This window comes from Thalassospira xiamenensis M-5 = DSM 17429 (genome assembly GCF_000300235.2).
GTDB classification, from domain to species: Bacteria; Pseudomonadota; Alphaproteobacteria; order Rhodospirillales; family Thalassospiraceae; genus Thalassospira; species Thalassospira xiamenensis.
Map to the genome: position 1 here is coordinate 2924507 of NZ_CP004388.1, position 21630 is coordinate 2946136.

The window sequence follows — 21630 nt, forward strand, 5'->3', positions numbered from 1 at the left end:
AAGAATGACATCGCCGACGACGCACGATATTCCAGTCGATCTGAGCCCCAGACAAAATGAAATCCTTCACATCATCCGCGATCAGGGATTTGCAACTCTTGAAGCTTTGGCCGACATTTTTGAGGTGTCGACACAAACCATTCGTCGCGATGTCATCGACCTCAGCAAACAGGGATTTTTGCAACGTTTTCATGGCGGCGCAGGCCTGCCCAACAGCATGGTCCGTCTGGGGCATGAACAGAAAAACCGCCTTTCGCCAGAAGCCAAACAACGTATCGGAGAGCGCGCAGCACGCATGATCCCGAACGGGGCATCTGTATTTCTTGATGTCGGTACCACGGTCGAAGCCCTTGCCCGTGCCCTTGGTAAACATCGTAACCTGCGACTGGTGACCAACAGCTTGCTGTGCGCTTCAATCGCCTCGGCGCAATCGCATCAGGAGATTCACGTTATCGGTGGCCTTATATACGGCAGCGACGGATCCCTGGTCAGCAATGACGCCCCCGCAGCCATTCGACGCTTTGCCTTTGATTACTGCGTGATCGGGTGTTCGGGCTTTGATAAAAATGGCACTCCGCTCGATCATGACAGGCAAAAGGTCGCGATCAAGAATGCAGCGATCCGCTCGTCACGGCACAGCATCCTGATTGCGGATCAATCGAAATTCCAAGCCCATCCCTTCATGCGAATTGCCGAAACCACGGATTTCAGTGATTTCGTTACCGACATGATCCCACCACCCCACATCAATGATGCCTTTGAACAGGCAGGGGTCTGCATCACCGTCGTCTGATAGAGAGTGACACCAACACTTCGTAATGCAAGGACATGGCTGTTGCGCAGCAATGCTCCTATGCAACATGGCGCAAATATGCGATTTTAATCGGCACAGGCAGCAGGCTGTGATAGAAGCCGCAACACAAGATTTCCCGCAGACGACAAAATAGAAAAGACCCGCAAGTGATGAGTAATCAATCGCGCCGTTCCGAATTGCTGATGCCCGCTGGCTCGCTCGAAAAACTGAAAGTCGCCGTCCTTTATGGGGCTGACGCGGTTTACATGGGCACGCCGGACCTCTCACTTCGGGTCAAAAGCCAGATGTCGCTTGATGATGTGGTCGAAGGGATCGACTTTGCCCATGAACATGGCGTTCGCGTTTACCTGACGCTGAACCTGTTCTCGCATAACAAGGATATCGACAAGCTGCCGGAATATGTCGACACCGTGCGCAAGGTCCGCCCCGACGGGCTGATCGTTGCCGATCCCGGTGTTTTCATGTTTGTCCGTGAACATGCACCGGAACTTGACCTGCATGTTTCGACACAGGCCAATGTCTGTTCGTGGCAGTCGGTCAAATTCTGGCAAAGCATCGGTGCCAAACTGGTCGTTCTGGGCCGCGAGGTTTCCTACGAGGAACTGACCGAAATCCGCGCCAAATGCCAGGACATCAAGATCGAGGCCTTCGTGCATGGCTCGATGTGCATGACCTATTCCGGGCGTTGCCTGTTGTCGAACTTCATGGCCGAACGCGGCGCCAATCAGGGGGCATGTGCCAATTCGTGCCGCTGGAAATACAAAGTCCACATGAAGCTCAAGGACGGCACGGTCAAGGAACTCAAACTGACCGAAGAAAACCTCGAAATGTTTGACTTCTTCCTTGAAGAAGACATGCGTCCGGGCGAACTGATGGAAATTCAGGAAGACGAACGCGGCTCCTACATCCTCAATTCGCGCGATCTTTGCATCATGCCGAAGCTCGAAGATTACCTGAAAATCGGTGTCGATAGCCTCAAGGTCGAAGGCCGCGGCAAAAGCCCCTATTACGCGGGGCTGGTTGCACGTGCGTATCGGATGGCCATTGATGACTGGTACAAGGACCCGGAAAACTGGTCTGCCGAAGAATATATGAAGGAACTGGCGACCATCCCGAACCGTGGCTATACGTTGGCATTCCATGATGGCCGTCTGACCAATTATGCACATGGCTATGACAGTAATACCAATGTGTCCGATTGGGAATTTGCCGGGATGATTGAAGAAGTCGAAGACGACGCCTTCATCATGTCGGTCAAAAACCGCATGCTGCCCGGCGATGTGATCGAAATCGTCCCGCCGCGCTCGCGCCAGACCATTTTCATCCGCATGTATGAATTCATTGATGCTGCCACCGGCAAGGTCGGCGAAGCGGTGCATGCCAACACCCATCCGCGCATCCGCCTGCCGTTCTCCCTGTTTGAACAGGAAGACCCTGAATTCCTGAAGCGCGAAATCCTGCCGATGACCATCGTGCGCAAGGAAAAGGCCCTGTCCGAAGACGAATGGCAACGCCTGAAACTTGATCAGGAAGGCCACAAGATAGAAATGGGCAAAGGCAACGAAGAACGCTATGACGCCAAACGCGAAGCGCTTCAGAGCGCCCTTGATGACCGCCAGAAAGAACGCTCTTTCAGAACGCCCCGCATCGGCACCAAGGGTTGCTGCGGCCGTGGCTGCAACGGTTGCCTGATCTTCTGGCACGATGAAAGCTACGCCAAGGCGCGTGACATTCTTGCCAAACGCAAACAGGGCGAGATGCTCGAAAAAGACGGCAAAACGATTGCGGCTGAATAAGCTCGCGCCAAGCCCGAAGACAGAAATGGCAGTCTGATCAGGCTGCCGTTTTCTTTTGACTACCTGATTGCCTTTTCGGCCTGTTGCTCCAGCTTGTCGATCCGGCGCAAGCCCAGCCAGCCCAAGGCAAGAAACATAACAAGCAGGATCGGACTGAGCAGCGTCAGATTGCGTTCCAGAAGTTCCGACATCCCCTCGCCCAAGACGTATCCAAGCGCAAAGAACGCTCCGATCCATATCAGGATCGAGATGATGCTCAGAGGCAGGAACCGCATGAATGACATGGAACTCATGCCGACCGGAAACACACTGATCGAGCGGATGGTGTTGGGATAGCGACACAGCATGATATAGGCGACACCATAATGCTCGAACAGGCGCATGGTTTTGCCCAACCACTTTGAAAACGAGTCAGGAAGTTTTCTGACAATCGCATCGCCGTATTTCCGGCCCAGCCAAAAGCGCACCATGTCTCCGACAAATGCGCCGGAAATCATCGCAGCCATGGATGGCCCGATCAGAAGGCTTTCGGATACGACAAAGATGCCGACAAAAACCGGCAGGATGCTAGCCTTGCTGACGCAATAGGTAAAGATCAGCGTATAGACCAGTTGCTGATGATCCTGAATCCAAAGATTTATTGTCTCGAACACGTCCGCACTCGCCCGACTGCCCCAAAGATAAGAAGGTTTCTAGATCAGTCAGGTCATATAAGCGAGTGTGCGGCTTCACACTATCATTAAGTCTCTTCGGATGTTTTGCCATCCAGAGGTTCACACCCCAGTGTGATCACAGAATTAAATACGTGACAAGCAAGGTGAGCTATGTGGCTTTGTAGCTCCGTGAGAAGTGCAACATCAATTGCGGTCTCAAATCTCCTCAGCTTTCGATCCACATAAAACACTTCAGACTGCCCTCTACTATCCGGCGCTCTCCAAGACCCGTGGCATAGTGGATTTCTGTAGGCAGCAACTTTCTTCAGCTCGTCGATTAACTCATCAATCATCAAAATCCGAACATTTTGATGAGCACGCACTGCATTTTCAAAATCAACGATTAGTTTCCCTAAAGGATCATACAAAGCCTTCGCTAACGTCAATTCCCATTTATCTAGCGCTTCTTCAGCTTGCTCTTCAGGAGCTTTCTTTGCTCCTGTTATGGCGGAAATAGCATGTCCAAGTCTTTCTTCCAAAAACCCGAATGAAGCAATCACACGACCTAACTGTTCCCAAAGTTCAGGAGGATGTCTATGCGTAGGAAACTGAGCAGGTTGGCTAGATGGATCACAATCCAAGAGCTTGGGTTTATGCTTAGGCTCCATTTAAGACCACCCTACACAAGTGATTAAGCTTCGGTCACACGATTTCAAACCGGATCGGCTGAGCACCTTCCCAAAGCGTCATCTTGCCGAGCTTCTCAAGGTCCTCAAAATTGCTGATGACCGTGATGAAATGGTTGCCCGCAAGCTGGCCGACCTTGGATGCAAAATGCACACCGCCATAGGCCAGCAGGATTTCGGTTTCGCTGATCCCGCCGGGATAGAGGATGATCTGGCCCGGAGCCGGAAAACTGGTATGGTTTTCGTAACCGACACCAAACTGATAATCGCCAAGCGGCATCCACACGCCCTCGCCGCTCCATCGGACATGGACGGCTTTGCTTTCAAACGGCATGCGATCCATGAACGCCTTGCAGGTTTGCGGCGCCTTGTCGATTTCAAGCCCCCCGTCAAAGGTAAAAGGGCCAGCGGTGATTTTAATCTTGGTCATGATAAATCCATTCAAACAAATAGCATGATCCAGCCCCACGCAAACGCAAGACTGATCAGGGTAACCGGGATGCCGATGCGGGCATAATCGCCAAAGCCGATGGTAATACCGGCGGCACGGGCCTGTTCGACCGCAATGATATTGGCAACCGAACCGACAATTAAAAAGTTGCCCGACAATGTGCTGAAAACCGCAAGCCCATGCAACAGCTCCGGCGTCCAGTCCGGGCCAAGCGACAGCAACATCATGACCAACGGCACATTGCCAATCGTGTTACTGCCCGCAAGCGAAAGGGTTGCCAGCACCGCCGGATTATCAATCCGAAGCCCGGACAAAGCATCACGGAAAAACGCGGCAATAGCATCATCCCCGGCCATTGCCCCGGTAACGATGAACAGCCCGCAAAACAGGGCCAGCAAATGCCAGTCGACTCTGCCCAGCACCTGATCAGTGCCAAGCCTTCGGCTGAGCAACAGCACGGCCACAATCAGCAGTGACCAAAGGGCGCGGTCCTCGACAAAGATAAAAATCGCAATTACCGCAAGGGTCGCCGCCACCGCCTTGATCAGCATCAGCCGGTCAAGGATGATCGCAGTGCCTTCGTCCAGCGCCGAGCCGTTTGGCACCGGATCAAACGCGGCCCGTGTCATCGGCCCAAAGCCAATCACGCCATAGACAATTAAAAGCCCGATCAGGGCGGGCACTCCGCACGCCAAAAGGAAGGCGGTAAAATCAAGCTGCCCGAATTCGGCAATCATCAGGTTCTGCGGATTGCCGATCAATGTCGCGGCCGATCCGGCATTGGCCGCACACGCCACCGCAATCACATAAGGACGCGGATCAAGCCTGCGTGCCATCACCCCCTGTATCAGGATCGGCGTCACCGCCCAGACGACAACATCGTTGGTCATCACCGCCGACAGGCCGCCACAAATTGCAATCACCCCGGCCAGAAGCCCGCGCGGAGTCAAATCAAGATGGGTGATCCGGCTACCGATCCAGTCAAAGAAACCGCTGGCGGCATATTGCGATGACAACACCATCAGGGTCAGCAAAACCGAAAGTGTCGCGAAATCGACCGATGCGAGTGCCGCATCCCCATCAACCGCGCCGCTTAACAAAAGCACCAGCGCCCCGATCAGCGCAATCCCCGTGCGATTGATCGCAAGCCCCGGCCAACGCCCCAGCGCCATGCCGATGTAGACTCCGCCAAATACGGCAACAACCAGCCAGTCCAATCCGTGTCATCCTGTTTAAATTCGGCGCGCAATAGCCGCCTGTTATTTACCGCTACTCTGGTAATCGGACGCGGTCAATCACATCTCGGGCAGGCTGCGGGATATGCACAAATTGCAATGCCCCATGTTGAAATCCGATAAATCACCTTCTTGCCAATCCCAAAACCGGCCTTTCGCGCCATTTTGTGCGAAGCAACATGCTTTGTTCGACGTTTCTGCGGTTGTTCCATGACAAAACGCCATAAAATTTCACTTGCACGTGGAGTTTAACAGGCGTACATCGCGACTTGCCCAAAGTCGCACGTGCCTGTGGTGGTCCTGCTTATGGAACCCTGTAGGACTTACTTAAAGCAACGACGGTGTAGGGCTTTTTTGGTCTCAGGTGGTTGTCCAAATACCACCGACACTGAAGAGGCACACCATCATTGCCCTACGTGCGGACGGGAAACTCCCATCCATAGCGAGGCAAAAAGTTTCGCAAGTTCCGGTAGGCACCGGAGCTTATCAGCCTGTCGGTAGTCCGCGTTACTGCGCCTCCACCGCGCCTAAACGCATCAGGTACCGCAAGCTGCCATATCGTGGAATGGGAGAACGCCCCAATGGCAACGCAGCGTATTATCGATTTTCTCGCCCAGAACCGACCGGAAGGTCCGTGCCTGGTCGTCGACCTTGACGTGGTTCAGCGTAACTACGAAACCTTCACCCGTGCCCTGCCGGATTCCCGCATTTTCTATGCGGTCAAGGCAAACCCGGCACCGGAAGTTCTCAGCCTGCTTGCCGATCTAGGTAGCAACTTCGACACTGCATCCGTGCCCGAAATCGAAATGGCGATGGCCGCAGGTGCGAGCCCAGAGCGTATTTCGTTTGGCAACACCATCAAGAAAGAACGCGACATTGCGCGTGCCTACGAAATGGGTGTTCGTCTGTTCGCCGTTGATTGCGTGGAAGAAGTCGAAAAGATTGCCCGTGTTGCGCCGGCTTCGCGTGTGTTCTGCCGTATCCTGACCGACGGCGAAGGTGCCGAATGGCCGCTGTCGCGCAAATTCGGTTGCGCGCCGAGCATGGCGCTTGAAGTACTCGAACATGCCCATCACATGGGTCTGGACGCCTATGGCGTTTCCTTCCATGTCGGATCGCAGCAGTGCAATCTTGATGCTTGGAACATCGCCCTTGCAGAAGCCTCTTCGATTTTCCGCACCCTGGCCGAAAAGGGCATCGTCCTTCGCATGGTCAATATGGGCGGCGGTTTCCCGACCCGTTATCTGCGCGACGTTCCGGCAACCGAAGCATACGGTGCTGCAATCATCGACGCGCTTCACAACCATTTCGGCAATCACATGCCCGAAACCATCATCGAACCGGGCCGTGGCATGGTTGGCGATGCAGGCGTGATCAAAGCTGAAGTCGTTCTGATTTCGCGCAAACATGCCGATGACGATGTGCGTTGGGTTTACCTTGATATCGGTAAATTCGGCGGCCTTGCCGAAACCATGGACGAGGCAATCCGTTATCCGATCACCACGATCCATGACGGCGGCGATGTTGCACCGTGCGTTCTTGCAGGTCCGACCTGTGATTCGGCCGACGTACTCTACGAAAAGAAACCCTACGACCTGCCGGTTGCACTGACAATCGGTGACGAGGTTCTGATCGAAGCAACCGGTGCTTATACCACCACTTATGCCTCGGTGGCGTTCAACGGTTTCGCACCGCTGACCGCCTATGTGATCTAGGGATCGCATCAATGATCGTGATTGATCGCGAAAACAGCCTTTCGCACGTTGAACGTGAAAAGCTGCTTGATCGCGTCATGGGTCCGGCGCGCTTTCAGAAATCGTCTGAATTGCTGCGTCGTGGCCGCCTTCCGGCTGACGGTCTGGCGTTTGTCGCCTTTGATGGCAAACACATGATCGGAACTGTCCGGTTGTGGAATGTCAAAGCCGGTGACAGCGGATCTTCGCTGTTGCTGGGGCCGCTTGCGGTTGAAAAGGCCTATAACGGCTCGGGCGTTGGTGCGGGTTTGATGTATGCGGCGCTCAATGCTGCACAGTCAGCCGGGCACCAGTCAGTTCTGCTGGTCGGCGACCCGGATTATTACGCGCGCTTCGGCTTCCATGCGGCCCCTGCCAACGGGCTTCTGATGCCCGGACATTTTGATCGCCACCGGTTCCTTGGCATCAATCTTGGCAATGGCGATGCCCTTTCAGGTTCCACGGGCATCCTTCGGGCCACTGGCCAGATGACACATTAAGATGGCACATTGATAAAACCGACCTTAATCTGATAAAAAAGCCCCGCAGCCGATGCTGCGGGGCTTCTCTGTTGCGGGCTTTTCGATCATCAACTAGTGCAGTTGTTGCGCGACAGCCAGCCGATAAAGATACCGTTATGTTCAAGCCGCTGATGGCTGAAACATTCGCCGCCGGGATAGGCACCGCTTGCCGGAGTAAAGCGCACGGTTCCCTCGCCTGGCAGACGGTTGGTATTGGCCTCGACCAGTTCGGTATGAACCTCGCCAAGTCCATCTGTTGGCGCAAGACAGTCATAGCGCCCGCCATTATTATTGATCGTGCGAACGCCGACCATGCCATGGTTCAACGGCCAGGCTTTCAGAACCGATGTCAGATCACCGCTTGATACGGCAAGGCAGGAATTGATTGCTGGCATCAGTTCGTTGATCAAACGTGTCCATTCCGGATTGTCGGGCTTTTCAAGTTCCTCGATATCGACGACCGGGAAATCGCCGGGGGCAAGTGCAAGCCCGGTAATTTCGGCCGAAACCGCACATTTGGTCGAACCACTCGGCCCGGTCCAGATCGCTTCCTGCCCTTTGCCACGAATTGAATATATCTCGTTGGCATATTCGTATCCCGACCCGGTCCGCTTGATGTTCAGAATCAGGGGTTCCCGGCCAAGGAATTCCACGACCGCCTCGTCCTTGCGGCCTTCAAATGTTGCAAAGAACCGGCTTTTATCCTCGCAGACAAAGGTCTGGCGTCCGGTAACCGGGGCCATTGCCGCCTCGACCAGGGCGGCTTCGATCCGGCTTAATGCGACCTTGCTTTGTGCCATCGCACCGCTGACTTCATGTTCATCCGGGGTACCCGGCGTGCCATTGACGGTTTTTGATCCCCCGGCAAACCGTCCCATCGCAAAATCAAGATTCAGGGTAAAGTTCAATGTCTCGCCATCGCTGCTGCCACCAAAATTGATACGCTTGGCATCTTCGGTGAAGCGCAGCAATGTGCCATTACGGTAATAGAATTTGATGTCCGAACTGCCATAATCGCCAAGGTCACGATGTTCCTCGACATAGACCGGCTCACCGTCTGTCGTGACATAGGCCTTGAATGTCGCCTTGCTGTCCCCGGCGCTATAACTGCCCGGGATCACGCGCAGATCGGGCAATTGCGCCTTGATGGCCGCTACATCGCGATCAACATCGGAGCTACCACCATTCCGTGCGGCGGCGGCGGATTCCGGTCCGACCCGCTTGACCAGAACCGAGACATCATCGGGCGCATCATTGGTCAGCACGGGATATGCCTGATCATTGCGAAACAGAAGATCGCCATTCTTGGTCTCGATCTTTGCCTCGATCACATATCGATGGCGTGGATCAATCTGTTTGGCGTCATAGGGCAGGATAAATACCATCGGCGGATTGGTCACCGGATGGGTGATGGATGCAATTTCCATCGACGGCGCATCGGCTTTTGATACATCAAGAAGTCGCACGACAAGGTTCGCACTGTTTGGTGCCAGCGCAATCCTTTCGCGGAAAACGACGGTGCCGGTAACCCGGTCCTGATTGGATTGTAGTCCGGTACAGCCCGTGACCAGGGCCAAAAGCCCGATCATCAATACCGCCTGCAACCTTCCCCAAATCCATGAAGAGAGTTTCATTATGGCCTCAGTTTGCTCGTGTTTTTATCGGGTGTAGTCCCCCACCCCTAATCGTGAACGCAAACAACAAGAAAACCAAGGCCAAAAAGCGGCAAAATTACTGATTAAAGTTATGTTATTTCATCACGGCACTCAGGCGGCAAAACCGCCTGACACCATGGAACCCAGTACCTGCCTAACCGGCAAAGCGGGTGCAAACCTGCCCCGCCACATCGGTTTCAATCGACAACAAAGCACCTTCAAGATCGTTGCCATTGCCGTCCAGCCCGACGGATGCTGACGTGATATAAAGCGTCTTGAGATCCGGGCCACCAAAAACACAACTGGTCGGCTGGGTCACCGGCAATTCGACTATACGATCCACCGATCCATCGGGTGCAAACCGGATCAGGCAACTCCCCCCCCAACGCGCGTTCCAGATATAGCCATCCGCATCCATTGCCGATCCATCCATATTCCCGCGCGCGTGCGGGCCAAAGAACAGTTTCGGGTTTGAAGGCACACCGGTCGCCATATCGAAATCATAGACATCAAGCGTGTTCCTGATCGTGTCGCCAAAGAACATCTTTGTGCCATTGGCCGACCACAGCAACGTATTGGAAATCCCGATATCAGCAACAAAGCGTTTGATATCGCCATTCGGCTCGACCCGGTTCAAAGTTCCCGTCGATACCGTCACGGGCAGGTCTTCGCCATTCGGGCCAATATTGTTTTGCATGCTCCCGTGCCAGAACCGCCCTGCCGGATCGACACGCGCCTCGTTCGACCGATTGCCGGGGTGATCTGCATCTGGGGCAACAAACGGCGTGGTCTGTCCACTTTCGGCATCCAGAAACGCCAAACCGTCGGCCAAGGCCACCAACAGCCCGCCAATCGTGCGTGGTACGATGGCCGATACTGGCTGATTGAAAGTCCAGCTGCGCGATCCGCCATCGCTCGGGCGCAAGGCGAATGCGGTTTTACCGACAATGTCGACCCAATAAAGGACACCATCCTCGACATCCCAATGCGGTCCTTCGCCCAGCGTACAGCGCAGATTTGGCAGAACCGTTTTAACTTTGGACATAATATCTCCCTGATATTCTGGCGGGTTTTCCCCGTTTTAACCTGTCCCTTTAATGCAAACCAGTCGGCCATCAAGCCACGATCCGGCGCAGGGAAATCATTATGTCTATTGCTATCGCGAAAGGGAGAAACTGAAAAGTCATTTTGTATGATGATTGACTTAAACCGCCAAACGCAATCGCAACTCGGTTGCATTTCCATCAGGTTATTGATAGGCATTCTCATATTCATGCAGCCTGCTTTGCCGGATGCGATCCGCGATTTTGCACCGGCACCGACTTCTTGCGAGTTTCCGCCCAATGTTCGATCTGAAAAATATCTCCTTCCAAAGCGAAGGCAAGAACCCGAAAACGCTGCTTGGCGATATATCGGTGTGCTTCCCGACAGGCGAATTCAGCGCGATTGTCGGACATAACGGATCGGGCAAAAGTACGCTTTTGAAATTGCTCGCCCGCAAAAATAAACCGGCATCCGGCCAGATCACGCTCGATACCCGGATTCTAGATACTCACAGCACGCGCGATTTCGCCCGCAAGGTCGCCTATCTGCCGCAAAGCCCGATTGTCCCAGCCCATCTCAGTGTCCGCGAACTGGTTGCCTTTGGCCGATATCCGTGGCGCGGTGCCTTTGGCCGATATCGCGCGGAAGATCACGAAAAAATCGACCGTGCCATGGAAATGACCCACGTCACCGAATTTGCCGACCGCTTTGTCGCAAGTCTTTCGGGTGGGGAACGCCAACGTGTCTGGCTCGCCATGCTGCTTGCCCAGGATGCCCCGGTTCTGTTGCTTGATGAACCGACATCCGCCCTTGATGTCGGTCATCAACGCGACATCCTGCAACTTGTCGCCAATCTTAAATCCGAAATCGGCCTTACCGTGATTGCCGTTCTGCACGATATCGACATGGTCGGGCGGTTTGCCGATCATATCCTCGCACTTCGCGGCGGCCAAACATGCTGGCAGGGCACAGCAGCCGACTTCATGCAGGCAGATACGCTTCGCAATATTTTCCAAACCGAAATAGGTGTGATCCGCTTGCCGGAATCCACTCATTATGTCAGTTACATAGCCTAGGACCCTGACCATGCGAAACCGTCTGATCGCTTCAATTGCCTGTTCCTGCATGATTGCAACCGGCATCCTTGCACCGACCATCGCCCCGACAATCGCATTGGCTGAAACCTATCGCCATGAAATGGGAACGGTAAATTTCGCAACACCCCCGACCCGGATTGCCGTATCGAACTGGTCACTGACGGAAACGGTTCTGGCCCTTGGTCTTGATCCGGTCGCCATCCCGGAGGCCGACGGATATCGCGCATGGGTCGTCGAACCTGCCCTACCCGCTGAATTTGCCGATCTTGGCGAACGCAGATCCCCTAACCTCGAAGTTCTGCGCGATAGTCGCCCCGACGTCATCCTGATCAGTAACGAAGTCGCCATGGCCTATGACAAGCTATCGGCTCTTGCCCCAACCATGGTCTATTCGATCTATAACAGCGATCAGTCCGCCCTTGAAAAGGCCGAGGAGCTCACGCGCAATATCGGTAAACTGACCGGGCGCAGCGACAAGGCCGGGGAAATCATCGCGTCGGCCAATCAACGGATCGCCGCCGCCGCCGACCGCATCCGCAAGGTCGTTGGTGATGATGCCAAATTCTCGGTCGTACGCATCCTTGATGGTGCCCATTTCCGCATTCACGGCACTACATCGCTTTTCGGATCGACACTGGCGCGGATGGGATTTGCCAATGCATGGACCGGCCCGCTTAATGGCTGGGGCTTCAGCAATGGCGAAATTGGCGATCTTGCCAAACTCGGCCCGGCTCATGTCGCCTATATCGAACCCACCCCCGATCCGGTAAAGGCCAAACTTTTTGCTTCTCCGGTCTGGAAGGCGCTGCCGTTCAACCGGGAAAACACCGTCTATGAAGTCCCTGCAAGCTGGACATTTGGCGGGCTTTTGTCGGCAGCACGTTTTGCCGAACAGCTCGCTGATGCCGTGACCAAGACCACCGCACAGGGATCGTAGACCGATATGATCAGACACCTGTTTCTTCGCCTCTTCGTGATCGCCGGTTTAACCGCACCACTTACGCCACAAATGGCCCATGCCGATCCGATCACCATTGAACATGAGCACGGCACCCTGAAGCTTGATGCACCTGCTAAACGCATTGCCGTGACCAATTGGGCGACAACCGAAACCGTCATTGCACTGGGGTTGGACCCGGTCGCAATTGCCGATCCCGACGATTACCTTGACTGGGTTGCCAAGCCGGACCTTCCCGAGAACTTCACCGATATTGGCCTGCGCGCTGCCCCCAATATGGAAGCCCTGCGCGCGGCCAAGCCCGACCTGATCGTGATCAGCAAGAACCTTGAAATGGCATATGACAGTTTCAATGCCATCGCCCCAACCATCGTATTGTCGGTCTATAACAACAATCGCGATGCCCTGCCCGAGGCGCAAAAACTTCTCGAAACCCTCGCCAAGGCCACCGATCGTCAAGCCGAAGCCAAAGCATGGCTTGACGATGCCGATGTCAAATTCGCTGAATATGGCGATCGTGTCCGGGCCGCCATGCCGCCGGGTCGCGCCCTTGCCATTACCCAGTTCGTCTCCGAAAGTCATATCGGACTTTATGGCAAATCATCTCTGCCCGGCACGGTACTTGCAAAAATGGACCTGCCTCTGGCCTATCAGGGGCCAGTCAATAATTGGGGCTTTGCCAAGGGTGGCGTCGAGATTCTTGGCCCCCGCGCGCAGGATACACTGGTGTATCTGAACCCGGTGCCCGACGTGATCCGTGAAAAAGTCTGGGCATCCCCGGTCTGGAAAATCCTTGATTTCGTTAAGAATGACCGGGTCTATGAATTGCCCGTCGTATGGGCCTATGGCGGCATGCCATCGGCCTTGCGCTTTGCCCGGCTTCTTGCCGAAAGTATGGAAAGCGGCCCGGTTAAATGAGCGGCCAAAAGTCCCGTGAAGCGAACCCTGCTATGACACGCGCCATCAATAGTGACATGAACCGCTTTTTCCATCGCGGCCCGTCTATCCTGTGTATTGTCCTTGCCCTTTGTTCCGTTACCATCCTGATCAAAGATCTTTGGCCGTTCCTGCAAAACGGCGCCGGGATGAATGCGCTGTTTCATCCCGACGAAACCGATTTCGACCAAATCCTGTTTCATTTCAGCACCCTGCCCCGTATCGCGATGGCCTTTATCTGCGGGGCCGGTCTGGCCTTGGCTGGGGCGGCGATCCAGACGGTATTGCGCAACCCTTTGGCATCGCCGACCACCCTTGGGGTTGGTGCCGGTGTTGAATTTGCCCTGACGGTATTTCTGCTTCTGGCCCCTGCGGCCTTGGCCCCGTTCAAAGAAGCCGCTGCCCTTGCCGGTGGCATGATCGCCCTTGGCGCGGTTTATCTGATTGCATCGCGGCGCGCCAATGCGACACTGTGGCTGATCCTGGCCGGGATGATCATCAATCTGATGCTACAATCGGGTACGCAGATTTTCCTGCTGTTTAACGAACAATATCTGCAATCGGTCTTCATGTGGGGGGCAGGAGACCTCGCACAAAATGGCTGGGACTCAACGCAGTTTGTTTTGCCCCGCCTGCTGGTTGGTGTTGCGGTTGTGCTGCTTCTCTCGCGCCCGCTTGATCTTCTTGCCCTTGGTGACGACACCGCAAGCTCGCTTGGTGCGCGTGTAACAATCTTGCGACTGCTGATTCTGGGCTTTGCCGTCTTCATTACCGCATCGGTCATTTCGGCCGCCGGATTGATCGGTTTTATCGGTCTGGCGGTTCCAGCCGCCCTGCGCATTGCCGGTCTGACGCGTTCGCGCGATCTGATGATCTACTCGCTGTTGACCGGGGGCTTTGCATTGCTGTGCATCGACTTCCTTGTCCGGCAGATGAATGGGCTTGGCGGTGACATCGTTCCGACAGGTGCGGCCACCGCATTGATCGGTGCCCCCTTCATCATTCTGATCCTGCGCAAGGCACGGATCATGCCCGACCAGCAAAGCGAGGACCACCACCCCGATCAGCAGATTGTCTCGAAAAATGTGCTGAGCCTGGTACTGGTATTAGGGTTGGTTACAGGCCTCGGCTTATCTTTGTTTGTATCGTTTAACGGCCATGATTTTGTGCTTCTGACCGGCGGTGAAAGCTTCCATGACATCCTCCTCCAGCGTTCCGAACGCACCTTTGCCGCGGTCATTTGTGGTGCGGCACTGGCGGTTTCAGGCACGTTAATTCAACGCGTTGGTCGCAATCCTTTGGCCAGCCCTGAAATTACGGGCGTCAGTTCTGCTACCGCACTTGCCATGATTATCGCCCTTGTCTTCTTTGGCTTCGGGCAACGCGCCGATCTGATGTTTGTCGGGGCGGTCGGCGGGATCATTTCGCTGATCATTTTATTACTTCTATGCCGAAAATTCACCCACGCCCCGCATTACCTATTACTCAACGGCCTTGCTTTAACCGCCATTTTGGGGGCTATTGTACGGATTGCTCTGACCCGCAGCGGCACACAGACCTCAATGCTGATTTCATGGCTGGCTGGCACCACATATTTTACCCGCATGGACGAAGTCCTCATCGTCGCGGGGGTTACAGTAGCCTTGCTGATTGTGGTGATTGCGGTCCGTCGTCCGCTTGAACTGGCATCATTTGGCAATGATCAGGCCACCTCGCTAGGCCTTGGTATTTCAGGCTTTCAGTTCTTCATCATGCTGCTTGCTGCCATCCTTGCCGCCAGTGCCACCCTGCTTGTCGGGCCGCTTAGTTTTGTCGGACTGATGGCACCGCATTTGGCGCGTATTGCCGGGTATCGGCTTGCAGGCGGCCATTTGCTTGGTGCGGTTCTGATCGGGGCGAATGTAATGATGGTGGCCGAGTGGATGGCCAGAAACCTGCTTTATCCGCAACAACTGCCAACCGGCCTGATCGCGGCACTGATCGGGACGGCCTATTTCCTGTTTCTGGCAATCCGAAAACGCTAGGGCTTTGGCCAGTTCTCAGCCATCGCATAAGCCTTTTCAAGGCTATCAGCATGTTTAATCGGAAATGGCAGCATCTTTGCAAAGTTACTGCTCTCCAATTCTTCGGCATGACCTTCGTGGTCGTGGTCATCGACCCGGATCACGCCAAACAGAAACGCCGATAACCTGCCACGATTTTGCTTGAACCAAAGGGCGGCCTGTTTGCGGGTTTCGTGATCCTGATCAGTATGGCCCTGAACCGTCATGATCAGAAGCACCGGTTGTGTTCGGACCGAAAGCGCATGAAGGGCGGTGATATAGGCAGCCCCGTCCGCTTCGCTTTGGGCATCTTTCATTTCAAACAGGACAATCCCGTGACGCGGTTCCGAACTTGTAAACATTCCGTCTCCTGAACACCGAAACACCCGGCGGAACGCCCCGCCGGGTTGCCATGCTGCTATATACCGCCAGATCAGAATTCCCGACGGAATCCGATCAGGATCGTCCGGCCAAGTCCGGCAATGGAATATCCGCGAAGGGCGGTTGCTGCCGGGTTTTCATAGCTGGTATCAAGAATATTCTCGATGCCAAGCCGCGCCGTTCCGCCCATCACCGGGTAATTGGCAGACAGGTTGAAAACCAGACTTGGCTTGATTGTCTCGTCTTTGATACGGTTACGTTGGGCGGTATATGTGCCATCAAACCGAACATTCAGATCATCCCAGACATAACTGTCGACATATCCCGTGAACCGGAAGGGCGATGGAATGCGGTTGTTGGGCAGCCAGCTTTCCAGATCGCCGTCTTTATCTTTGTCATATTTTCCTTCAACATAAGACGCCAAAGCCCCGACATAGGTATTTTCGGTCAGATCATATTCTGCACTCAGCTCCGCACCGATGATGCGTTCTTTTTCCTGACTGAGCGCATTGGTCGCAGGGGCAAAATTGTTACCGTGTTCGTTGGTGCTCATATATACCGCCCCCGACGTCCGGAAATTACGCGTGTCATAACTTGCGGCAAGTTCATATGTCTTGACCTTGGATGCTTCGACATCGATCTGCGAGAAATTCAGTGGTACCCCTTGGGTCCCGGCACGACGGGTGTAGGCACCAACATCGGGAACGGCAAAACCTTCGCTATAGCTCAGTGATGTATCAAACTGATCGGTCCAGTGAACCACCGCAGATGCGTTATAGGTAACGGCATCATAGGTCGTGCTGCCGCCGGTAAATTGCGCTGCAGGGAAATAGGCACTCGCGACGCCACCGACATAGCGCATATAGTTAGGCCGCAGGAAATCATCGACCGTCAGATCATATGTCTCATAACGAACGCCGCCAGAAACATCGACAAAACGCGTGATCGGCGCACTTAATTGGGCAAAAACCGCCTTGCCGTCCTGATCCATTGGTGCGCCGATGTCGCGTCCACTAACGGTGCGATACTTGATCTCATCAAATGTCAGATCCCCGCCCCAGCTAAGTGTCAGTCCGTCATACAAATCGTCAATTCCGGTATCGGTTGAAAGTTTGACCCCATATTTCTGCGCATCAATAACCGACTGTCCCAGCGGATCCTCAACCGCGGGGCTGCCCGGTAATGCGACCAGTGCAAAATTATAGGTCGCATCATACTGTGCCCGCGACGCCTGCTTGTAGGTGTCATTGTAAAACAGTTTAAGATCGCCACGGCCCAAAGCCCCCAGGTCAAACTCGTATCCAGCAGTCAAATATTCGCTTTCTTCCTCAAGCGGCTGCCCGTCATATGGGGCCAAAAAATTCACTGCCGCAGGATTGGCCCGCACGTCGGGATAGTAATCCGGCTTCTGACTGAACCGGACGATTTCGGTCGAAAACGAAACCCGGTGTCCTTCAAGAAAACCATAGCCGACCTTGCCAAACAGGTTCAGATTCTCGGCATTGTCAAAACTACCCTGCCCCATCATCGGGTCGGACGGCATTTGTTTCCCATAGCCGCTATACTGGTTTTCGGATGTTGATCCGGTAACACTTGCAGCATAGTCGAATTTTCCCACGCCACCGCTGCCGGAAAGAGTAAGCGACGGCGCAAGGCTGTCACCGATATCCTGAGTGAATGCTTTTAAATGGGTATCGACAACAAAGATGTTCTCCCCCGGTGTCCCGGTTTTGGTTACGATATTGATCGTCGCCCCGGTTGCACCCTCTCCGTTCAGGGCGCTTGAACCCGGAATAACTTCGATGCTTTCAATCAGTTCCGGATCAATCATAGACAGAATGCGGCTGGAATTACGTAGCGGCGTATTGCGACCAATCCCATCAACAAGCACCTGTATGTCGCGTCCTCGGAAAGTTTCCGTGCTGCTGGTCAGGGTTTGCGCATCGAACATAAAGCCGGGAACAGCATCCCGCAAAAGGGTCGAAAGACTGTTGGACTTTGCGAGCTGCGCCTCGATCTGGTCGCGGCCAATTACCACCACTGAGGGAGACATGCTTTTTATTGAGCGTTTCGAACGACTTGCCGAAACCACAATATCCTGCAGGATGATCTCGCCACTGTCCGACTTTGCCGCCGGAATAATTTTTACGCTGTCAGCCCCGATAAACTCAAAATCATACCCGCTACCTGCCAGCAGGGTTCGCAATGCTTCCGTCGCGGTTACATCCCCTGCAAACGGCGTTGCAACCACCCCTGCAAGATCGCCCTGTACAATCAGCTGCAAACCAAACTCGGTCGCCAGTTGATCAAGTGCCGCGCGAAGATCTTGCGTTTCAATGCGGATTGTATGGACCGTATTAGCGTCCTGTGCCTGCACCATTCCGGTACTGCAGATCATCAGGACAGACACAAGTGCGCTTGTTCCAAGCAGGCGCATCATCGCGCTTCGTTCGTTTTTCAAGATCATTCCCCCATATCTGAAAGATAATAATGCAAATCACTATTACCCTCATGACGAATGGCTCGCGGGAATGAGGAGGTCATTTTGTTTATTTTTTTGAAATCAGATGAAAACCACCCGGATAGGCCTTATTTTCAAGGTCATAGGCTGCCATCAGAGCATTCATCGCACTGTCGGGTTTTGCCAGATCGAAATTTCCGGTAACGAAAATATCGCCCATACGCGGATCAAGGATAAAGTTCTGCCCCGGCAAAAGCGGCGAAATCCGTGCGATCAATTCCTCAAGCGACATCTCGTTAACCATCCAGCGACCATTCCGCCATCCGGCAATGCGATCCACATCGCGCGTGCCATAACGCATGTCACCCGTTGGCACCTGCCACGCGGCACGCCCGGCGGAAAGCTGCGCCAAACGTATGTTGCCGTCACTCTGGCGCAGATCGACCACACCTTCGCTGACTTCCACCCGGGCGAGCCCCCCCCATTTCGAAGCCACAAAGGCGGTGCCGACGGCCTGGGCGGTAATATCATTCAGACGAACCCGTAAAGGCCGGGATTTGTCAGGAGCAACTTCAATATAAATGCCACCTTCAAGAACCGTAATATCGCGCCCGGTATCATCATATTTGACCGCAAGCCGTGTTCCCGGTTCCATCCAGACCCGTGAACCATCTGTCAGTTCGTGAATTTCGCGGACCGCAATGGCATCGTTGGCCGCGATCAGATCCGGATCGCGACGAAGCCCGCCCAGCACAAACAGACCGACGAGGACCAATCCGATAGCTGCCGCCAGCTTCGGCCGAAACCGGCGTTTGCCGGATCGCATTCCCGGCAATCGCCCCTGCCCGCCTTCAAGTGCGCCAAGACGTTCAAGATCGGCGCGGATGCCGTCAAGATCGACGGGTTGTCTTTCAGTGTTTTCCTGCGCTGGTCGCGGACTATCCACTACGGCTATTTCCATGCTGCGCCATGTCTGGCGTGCCCGCATCAAAAGCCGCACATTGCCTGAATTTTCAGCCTGCCAGTTCTCAAAAGCCGTCTGCTCACATCGATCCAGATCCCCCTGGTCAAGTCGGATTGCCCAAAAATCGGCAATGTCTTCATTGCTTTGGCAGTCGTCGGGATAGCGAAACTCTGTCATGGCAATGGCGGGATCCGGCAATTGATCGAATAGCTTGATATGTAAAAGACGAATGGCAACGCACAAAGAGGATATTCAGTTTTCATATCGCGCCAGCATCGTTCGACAATGTTTAAGAGCATGACGCAAGTGTTTTTCGACCATATTGCGACTGATGCCAAGAGCTTCTGCGGCCTCCGCCGGGCTGAGATGGTCGCGCTTGCACAGCAGGAAAGCATCCCGGCAGCGCGGCGGCAATCCATCAATCGCCCGCCCGACAATGGCGATACGTTGCCGGTCTGCACTTATTTGCTCTGGCGTCACACTACCCCCGATTGCATCGGGTATATCGGCAAGATCGGCGGGATCGGTAAAATCAAGCGGATTTCGATTGCGACGGCGCAGCGTATCAATCGCCAGATTGGTTGCCATTCGCATCAAATAGGCAGGCGGATTGTCAACGTCGCACGGGTCGACGGCACGTTTGCGAAGTTGGATATAAAGGTCTTGCAACACATCATGGCTTTCTTCGCCAGCGGGCAGATATTTCTGCACCTGACGCAACAGGCGCCCGTGGTATTGTTGATATATCCCATCCCAGAAACGGTCCCTGACCGTCATGTCTCTCACCGGCCCAATCAATAATGATAACTGTTATCATTTTCATCAATGCTTATACAGTGCACGGTTTCAGGGTCAATCCCAAAAGCAAAAGGCCCGCTTGCGCAGACCTTTGACTGTATAGTTAATGGTGATTTGATCAGTCTTCAAAGTGACCTTTGGCAGCAAAACCACCTCCCTGATAGATCACAGCCGGGTCGTGACGGTCTTCGACCGGGAAGGCTGCCTCGATTTCTTCGCGGAAGATCTCGGAACTATCCTGCGGCTGCCAACCGATCAGTTCGGCATGATCGTTGCTCCACCATTTGGTGCGGTTGTTCGAAACCCCATACATCACCAGATGGCCGGTCATCGGTGCATCAAACACTGCCTTCATCAGGGAAATGAAGTCACGCGGGCTCATCCAGGTCGACAACATCCGGCGATCGCGCGGCTTTTCAAAACATGACCCGATACGAAGCGAGACGGTTTCAACATCGAACTTGTCGAAATAGTAACTCGCCAAGGCCTCTCCATAGCATTTGGTGACGCCATACAGACTGTCAGGGCGCAGTTCGGATTTGTCATCAAGCTTGGTCGTGCGCTTGTGGAACCCGATGGCGTGGTTCGAACTGGCAAACAGGATGCGTGGCTTGCCGTTCTTGCGGGCACCTTCATACAGGTTATAGGTGCCAAGGAAATTGGCCTGCAGCAGGTCATCAAATGCAGCTTCGACCGAAATCCCGCCCAGATGAATGATCCCGTCGCAATCCTTGGTCAATTCATGAACAGCCGAACGATCCGAAAGATCGCACGGCACGACTTCCTCGCCCGGACCAGCCGGATCCATCGGCGCGATATCCGAAAGGCGCAGCACATCGGCATAGCCTTTAAGCCCCTCGCGCAGGATTTTCCCAAGGTTGCCAGCAGCACCGGTAATCAGCAAACGTTTCATTGTCTTCCTCTTTGAAGTCATCTTGCCCCGCGATCAGCCACCACCAAACACAAGGTTCGGCAACGTCAGCGAAATCGCAGGCACATAGGTTGTCAGCATAAGCGCCGTCAGGATCGCCAGATAAAACGGCCAGATCGTCATGACGGCCTTTTCAATCTTCACCCCGCCAATCGCACAACCGACAAACAGGCAGGAACCCACCGGGGGCGTACAAAGGCCAAGGCCCAAATTCATCATCAAAACCATGCCGAACTGGATCGGGTCCATGCCAAACTGGGTCGCCAGCGGCAGGAAGATCGGCGTACAGATCAGGATCAATGCCGCCATATCCATGATCATGCCCGCCACCAGCAACATAAGATTGATCAGCAACAGAACCATGATCGGATTATCGGTGATCGATGTAATCGCATGGGCCAGTGCATCGGGCACCTGATAGAAGGCCAGCATATAGCCATAGGCCGATGCACACCCGACCAGCAACATGACAAG

20 protein-coding genes are annotated in these 21630 nt (G+C 54.3%); 8 read left to right on the forward strand and 12 right to left on the reverse strand.

What is annotated here, in order from left to right; translation table 11 throughout:
* Nucleotides 1–4 precede the first annotated feature (4 nt).
* On the forward strand, nt 5–793 hold the full coding sequence (locus TH3_RS13695; protein ID WP_007091553.1) for a DeoR/GlpR family DNA-binding transcription regulator: 789 nt from the start codon (nt 5–7) through the stop codon (nt 791–793).
* 170 nt (nt 794–963) lie between these two features.
* On the forward strand, nt 964–2610 hold the full coding sequence (locus TH3_RS13700; RefSeq protein ID WP_007091554.1) for a U32 family peptidase: 1647 nt from the start codon (nt 964–966) through the stop codon (nt 2608–2610).
* 59 nt (nt 2611–2669) lie between these two features.
* Here the strand turns inward: TH3_RS13700 and TH3_RS13705 are convergent, their stop codons facing one another.
* The 4 genes from TH3_RS13705 to TH3_RS13720 form a co-directional block, all read right to left on the reverse strand.
* Complete coding sequence (locus TH3_RS13705) at nt 2670–3263, reverse strand: DedA family protein (protein ID WP_007091555.1); 594 nt, start codon at nt 3261–3263, stop codon at nt 2670–2672.
* An 86-nt stretch (nt 3264–3349) separates the two neighbouring features.
* The gene (locus TH3_RS13710; RefSeq protein ID WP_007091556.1) at nt 3350–3931 is read right to left on the reverse strand and encodes a hypothetical protein; all 582 of its coding nucleotides are present in this window, start codon (nt 3929–3931) and stop codon (nt 3350–3352) included.
* A gap of 34 nt (nt 3932–3965) precedes the next feature.
* On the reverse strand, nt 3966–4379 hold the full coding sequence (locus TH3_RS13715; protein ID WP_040059953.1) for a DUF3830 family protein: 414 nt from the start codon (nt 4377–4379) through the stop codon (nt 3966–3968).
* 11 nt (nt 4380–4390) lie between these two features.
* A complete protein-coding gene (locus TH3_RS13720; RefSeq protein WP_007091558.1) occupies nt 4391–5617 on the reverse strand; it encodes an ArsB/NhaD family transporter in 1227 nt (408 codons plus the stop codon).
* Between the two features lie 599 nt (nt 5618–6216).
* Here TH3_RS13720 and TH3_RS13725 point away from each other — a divergent pair.
* Both TH3_RS13725 and TH3_RS13730 read left to right on the forward strand, forming a co-directional pair.
* Entirely contained in the window at nt 6217–7350 is a 1134-nt protein-coding gene (locus TH3_RS13725) for a type III PLP-dependent enzyme (protein WP_007091559.1), read from the forward strand.
* Between the two features lie 11 nt (nt 7351–7361).
* The gene (locus tag TH3_RS13730) at nt 7362–7868 is read left to right on the forward strand and encodes a GNAT family N-acetyltransferase (protein ID WP_007091560.1); all 507 of its coding nucleotides are present in this window, start codon (nt 7362–7364) and stop codon (nt 7866–7868) included.
* A gap of 89 nt (nt 7869–7957) precedes the next feature.
* Here the strand turns inward: TH3_RS13730 and TH3_RS13735 are convergent, their stop codons facing one another.
* Both TH3_RS13735 and TH3_RS13740 read right to left on the reverse strand, forming a co-directional pair.
* Nucleotides 7958–9523, reverse strand: coding sequence for a YbaY family lipoprotein (locus TH3_RS13735; protein WP_037988618.1), 1566 nt, complete (start codon nt 9521–9523; stop codon nt 7958–7960).
* Nucleotides 9524–9698: 175 nt separating this feature from the next.
* On the reverse strand, nt 9699–10589 hold the full coding sequence (locus tag TH3_RS13740) for an SMP-30/gluconolactonase/LRE family protein (protein ID WP_007091562.1): 891 nt from the start codon (nt 10587–10589) through the stop codon (nt 9699–9701).
* A 298-nt stretch (nt 10590–10887) separates the two neighbouring features.
* Here TH3_RS13740 and TH3_RS13745 point away from each other — a divergent pair, with 298 nt between their 5' ends.
* From TH3_RS13745 to fhuB, 4 genes are read left to right on the forward strand one after another with little or no spacing between them, the layout of a single operon-like run.
* Complete coding sequence (locus TH3_RS13745) at nt 10888–11664, forward strand: ABC transporter ATP-binding protein (RefSeq protein WP_007091563.1); 777 nt, start codon at nt 10888–10890, stop codon at nt 11662–11664.
* Nucleotides 11665–11674: 10 nt separating this feature from the next.
* The gene (locus TH3_RS13750; RefSeq protein WP_007091564.1) at nt 11675–12622 is read left to right on the forward strand and encodes an iron-siderophore ABC transporter substrate-binding protein; all 948 of its coding nucleotides are present in this window, start codon (nt 11675–11677) and stop codon (nt 12620–12622) included.
* A 6-nt stretch (nt 12623–12628) separates the two neighbouring features.
* Nucleotides 12629–13561 carry an ABC transporter substrate-binding protein gene (locus TH3_RS13755; RefSeq protein WP_007091565.1) on the forward strand — a complete coding sequence of 311 codons (933 nt, stop codon included), beginning with the start codon at nt 12629–12631 and terminating at the stop codon, nt 13559–13561.
* Nucleotides 13562–13593: 32 nt separating this feature from the next.
* The gene (gene fhuB / locus TH3_RS13760; RefSeq protein ID WP_139328311.1) at nt 13594–15603 is read left to right on the forward strand and encodes a Fe(3+)-hydroxamate ABC transporter permease FhuB; all 2010 of its coding nucleotides are present in this window, start codon (nt 13594–13596) and stop codon (nt 15601–15603) included.
* On the opposite strand, the gene TH3_RS13765 is transcribed toward fhuB, so the two are convergent.
* From TH3_RS13765 to TH3_RS23450, 6 genes are all read right to left on the reverse strand, one after another.
* Nucleotides 15600–15983 (reverse strand): hypothetical protein, encoded by a 384-nt coding sequence (locus TH3_RS13765; RefSeq protein ID WP_007091567.1) that lies wholly within the window; start codon nt 15981–15983, stop codon nt 15600–15602. The genes fhuB and TH3_RS13765 overlap by 4 nt on opposite strands.
* Nucleotides 15984–16054: 71 nt before the next feature.
* Nucleotides 16055–18469, reverse strand: coding sequence for a TonB-dependent receptor (locus TH3_RS13770; RefSeq protein WP_007091568.1), 2415 nt, complete (start codon nt 18467–18469; stop codon nt 16055–16057).
* A gap of 82 nt (nt 18470–18551) precedes the next feature.
* Nucleotides 18552–19604 carry a FecR family protein gene (locus TH3_RS13775; RefSeq protein ID WP_139328310.1) on the reverse strand — a complete coding sequence of 351 codons (1053 nt, stop codon included), beginning with the start codon at nt 19602–19604 and terminating at the stop codon, nt 18552–18554.
* Between the two features lie 75 nt (nt 19605–19679).
* On the reverse strand, nt 19680–20204 hold the full coding sequence (locus TH3_RS13780) for an RNA polymerase sigma factor (protein ID WP_007091570.1): 525 nt from the start codon (nt 20202–20204) through the stop codon (nt 19680–19682).
* A 139-nt stretch (nt 20205–20343) separates the two neighbouring features.
* Nucleotides 20344–21138: an NAD-dependent epimerase/dehydratase family protein gene (locus TH3_RS13785; protein WP_007091571.1), complete on the reverse strand. Its 795-nt coding sequence runs from the start codon at nt 21136–21138 to the stop codon at nt 20344–20346.
* Nucleotides 21139–21171: 33 nt separating this feature from the next.
* Entirely contained in the window at nt 21172–21624 is a 453-nt protein-coding gene (locus TH3_RS23450) for a TRAP transporter large permease subunit (protein WP_267958665.1), read from the reverse strand.
* Nucleotides 21625–21630 lie beyond the last annotated feature (6 nt).

What these genes read in the sequence shown, in the direction of transcription:
- TH3_RS13750 (WP_007091564.1), top strand. Translation starts at nt 11,675, where the DNA reads ATGCGAAACCGTCTGATCGCTTCAATTGCCTGTTCCTGCATGATTGCA.
- TH3_RS13700 (WP_007091554.1), top strand. Translation starts at nt 964, where the DNA reads ATGAGTAATCAATCGCGCCGTTCCGAATTGCTGATGCCCGCTGGCTCG.
- TH3_RS13745 (WP_007091563.1), top strand. Translation starts at nt 10,888, where the DNA reads ATGTTCGATCTGAAAAATATCTCCTTCCAAAGCGAAGGCAAGAACCCG.
- TH3_RS13725 (WP_007091559.1), top strand. Translation starts at nt 6,217, where the DNA reads ATGGCAACGCAGCGTATTATCGATTTTCTCGCCCAGAACCGACCGGAA.
- fhuB (WP_139328311.1), top strand. Translation starts at nt 13,594, where the DNA reads ATGACACGCGCCATCAATAGTGACATGAACCGCTTTTTCCATCGCGGC.
- TH3_RS13730 (WP_007091560.1), top strand. Translation starts at nt 7,362, where the DNA reads ATGATCGTGATTGATCGCGAAAACAGCCTTTCGCACGTTGAACGTGAA.
- TH3_RS23450 (WP_267958665.1), bottom strand. Translation starts at nt 21,624, where the DNA reads ATGTTGCTGGTCGGGTGTGCATCGGCCTATGGCTATATGCTGGCCTTC.
- TH3_RS13710 (WP_007091556.1), bottom strand. Translation starts at nt 3,931, where the DNA reads ATGGAGCCTAAGCATAAACCCAAGCTCTTGGATTGTGATCCATCTAGC.
- TH3_RS13735 (WP_037988618.1), bottom strand. Translation starts at nt 9,523, where the DNA reads ATGAAACTCTCTTCATGGATTTGGGGAAGGTTGCAGGCGGTATTGATG.
- TH3_RS13765 (WP_007091567.1), bottom strand. Translation starts at nt 15,983, where the DNA reads ATGTTTACAAGTTCGGAACCGCGTCACGGGATTGTCCTGTTTGAAATG.
- TH3_RS13775 (WP_139328310.1), bottom strand. Translation starts at nt 19,604, where the DNA reads ATGACAGAGTTTCGCTATCCCGACGACTGCCAAAGCAATGAAGACATT.
- TH3_RS13755 (WP_007091565.1), top strand. Translation starts at nt 12,629, where the DNA reads ATGATCAGACACCTGTTTCTTCGCCTCTTCGTGATCGCCGGTTTAACC.
- TH3_RS13715 (WP_040059953.1), bottom strand. Translation starts at nt 4,379, where the DNA reads ATGACCAAGATTAAAATCACCGCTGGCCCTTTTACCTTTGACGGGGGG.
- TH3_RS13695 (WP_007091553.1), top strand. Translation starts at nt 5, where the DNA reads ATGACATCGCCGACGACGCACGATATTCCAGTCGATCTGAGCCCCAGA.
- TH3_RS13785 (WP_007091571.1), bottom strand. Translation starts at nt 21,138, where the DNA reads ATGAAACGTTTGCTGATTACCGGTGCTGCTGGCAACCTTGGGAAAATC.
- TH3_RS13770 (WP_007091568.1), bottom strand. Translation starts at nt 18,469, where the DNA reads ATGATCTTGAAAAACGAACGAAGCGCGATGATGCGCCTGCTTGGAACA.
- TH3_RS13780 (WP_007091570.1), bottom strand. Translation starts at nt 20,204, where the DNA reads ATGACGGTCAGGGACCGTTTCTGGGATGGGATATATCAACAATACCAC.
- TH3_RS13740 (WP_007091562.1), bottom strand. Translation starts at nt 10,589, where the DNA reads ATGTCCAAAGTTAAAACGGTTCTGCCAAATCTGCGCTGTACGCTGGGC.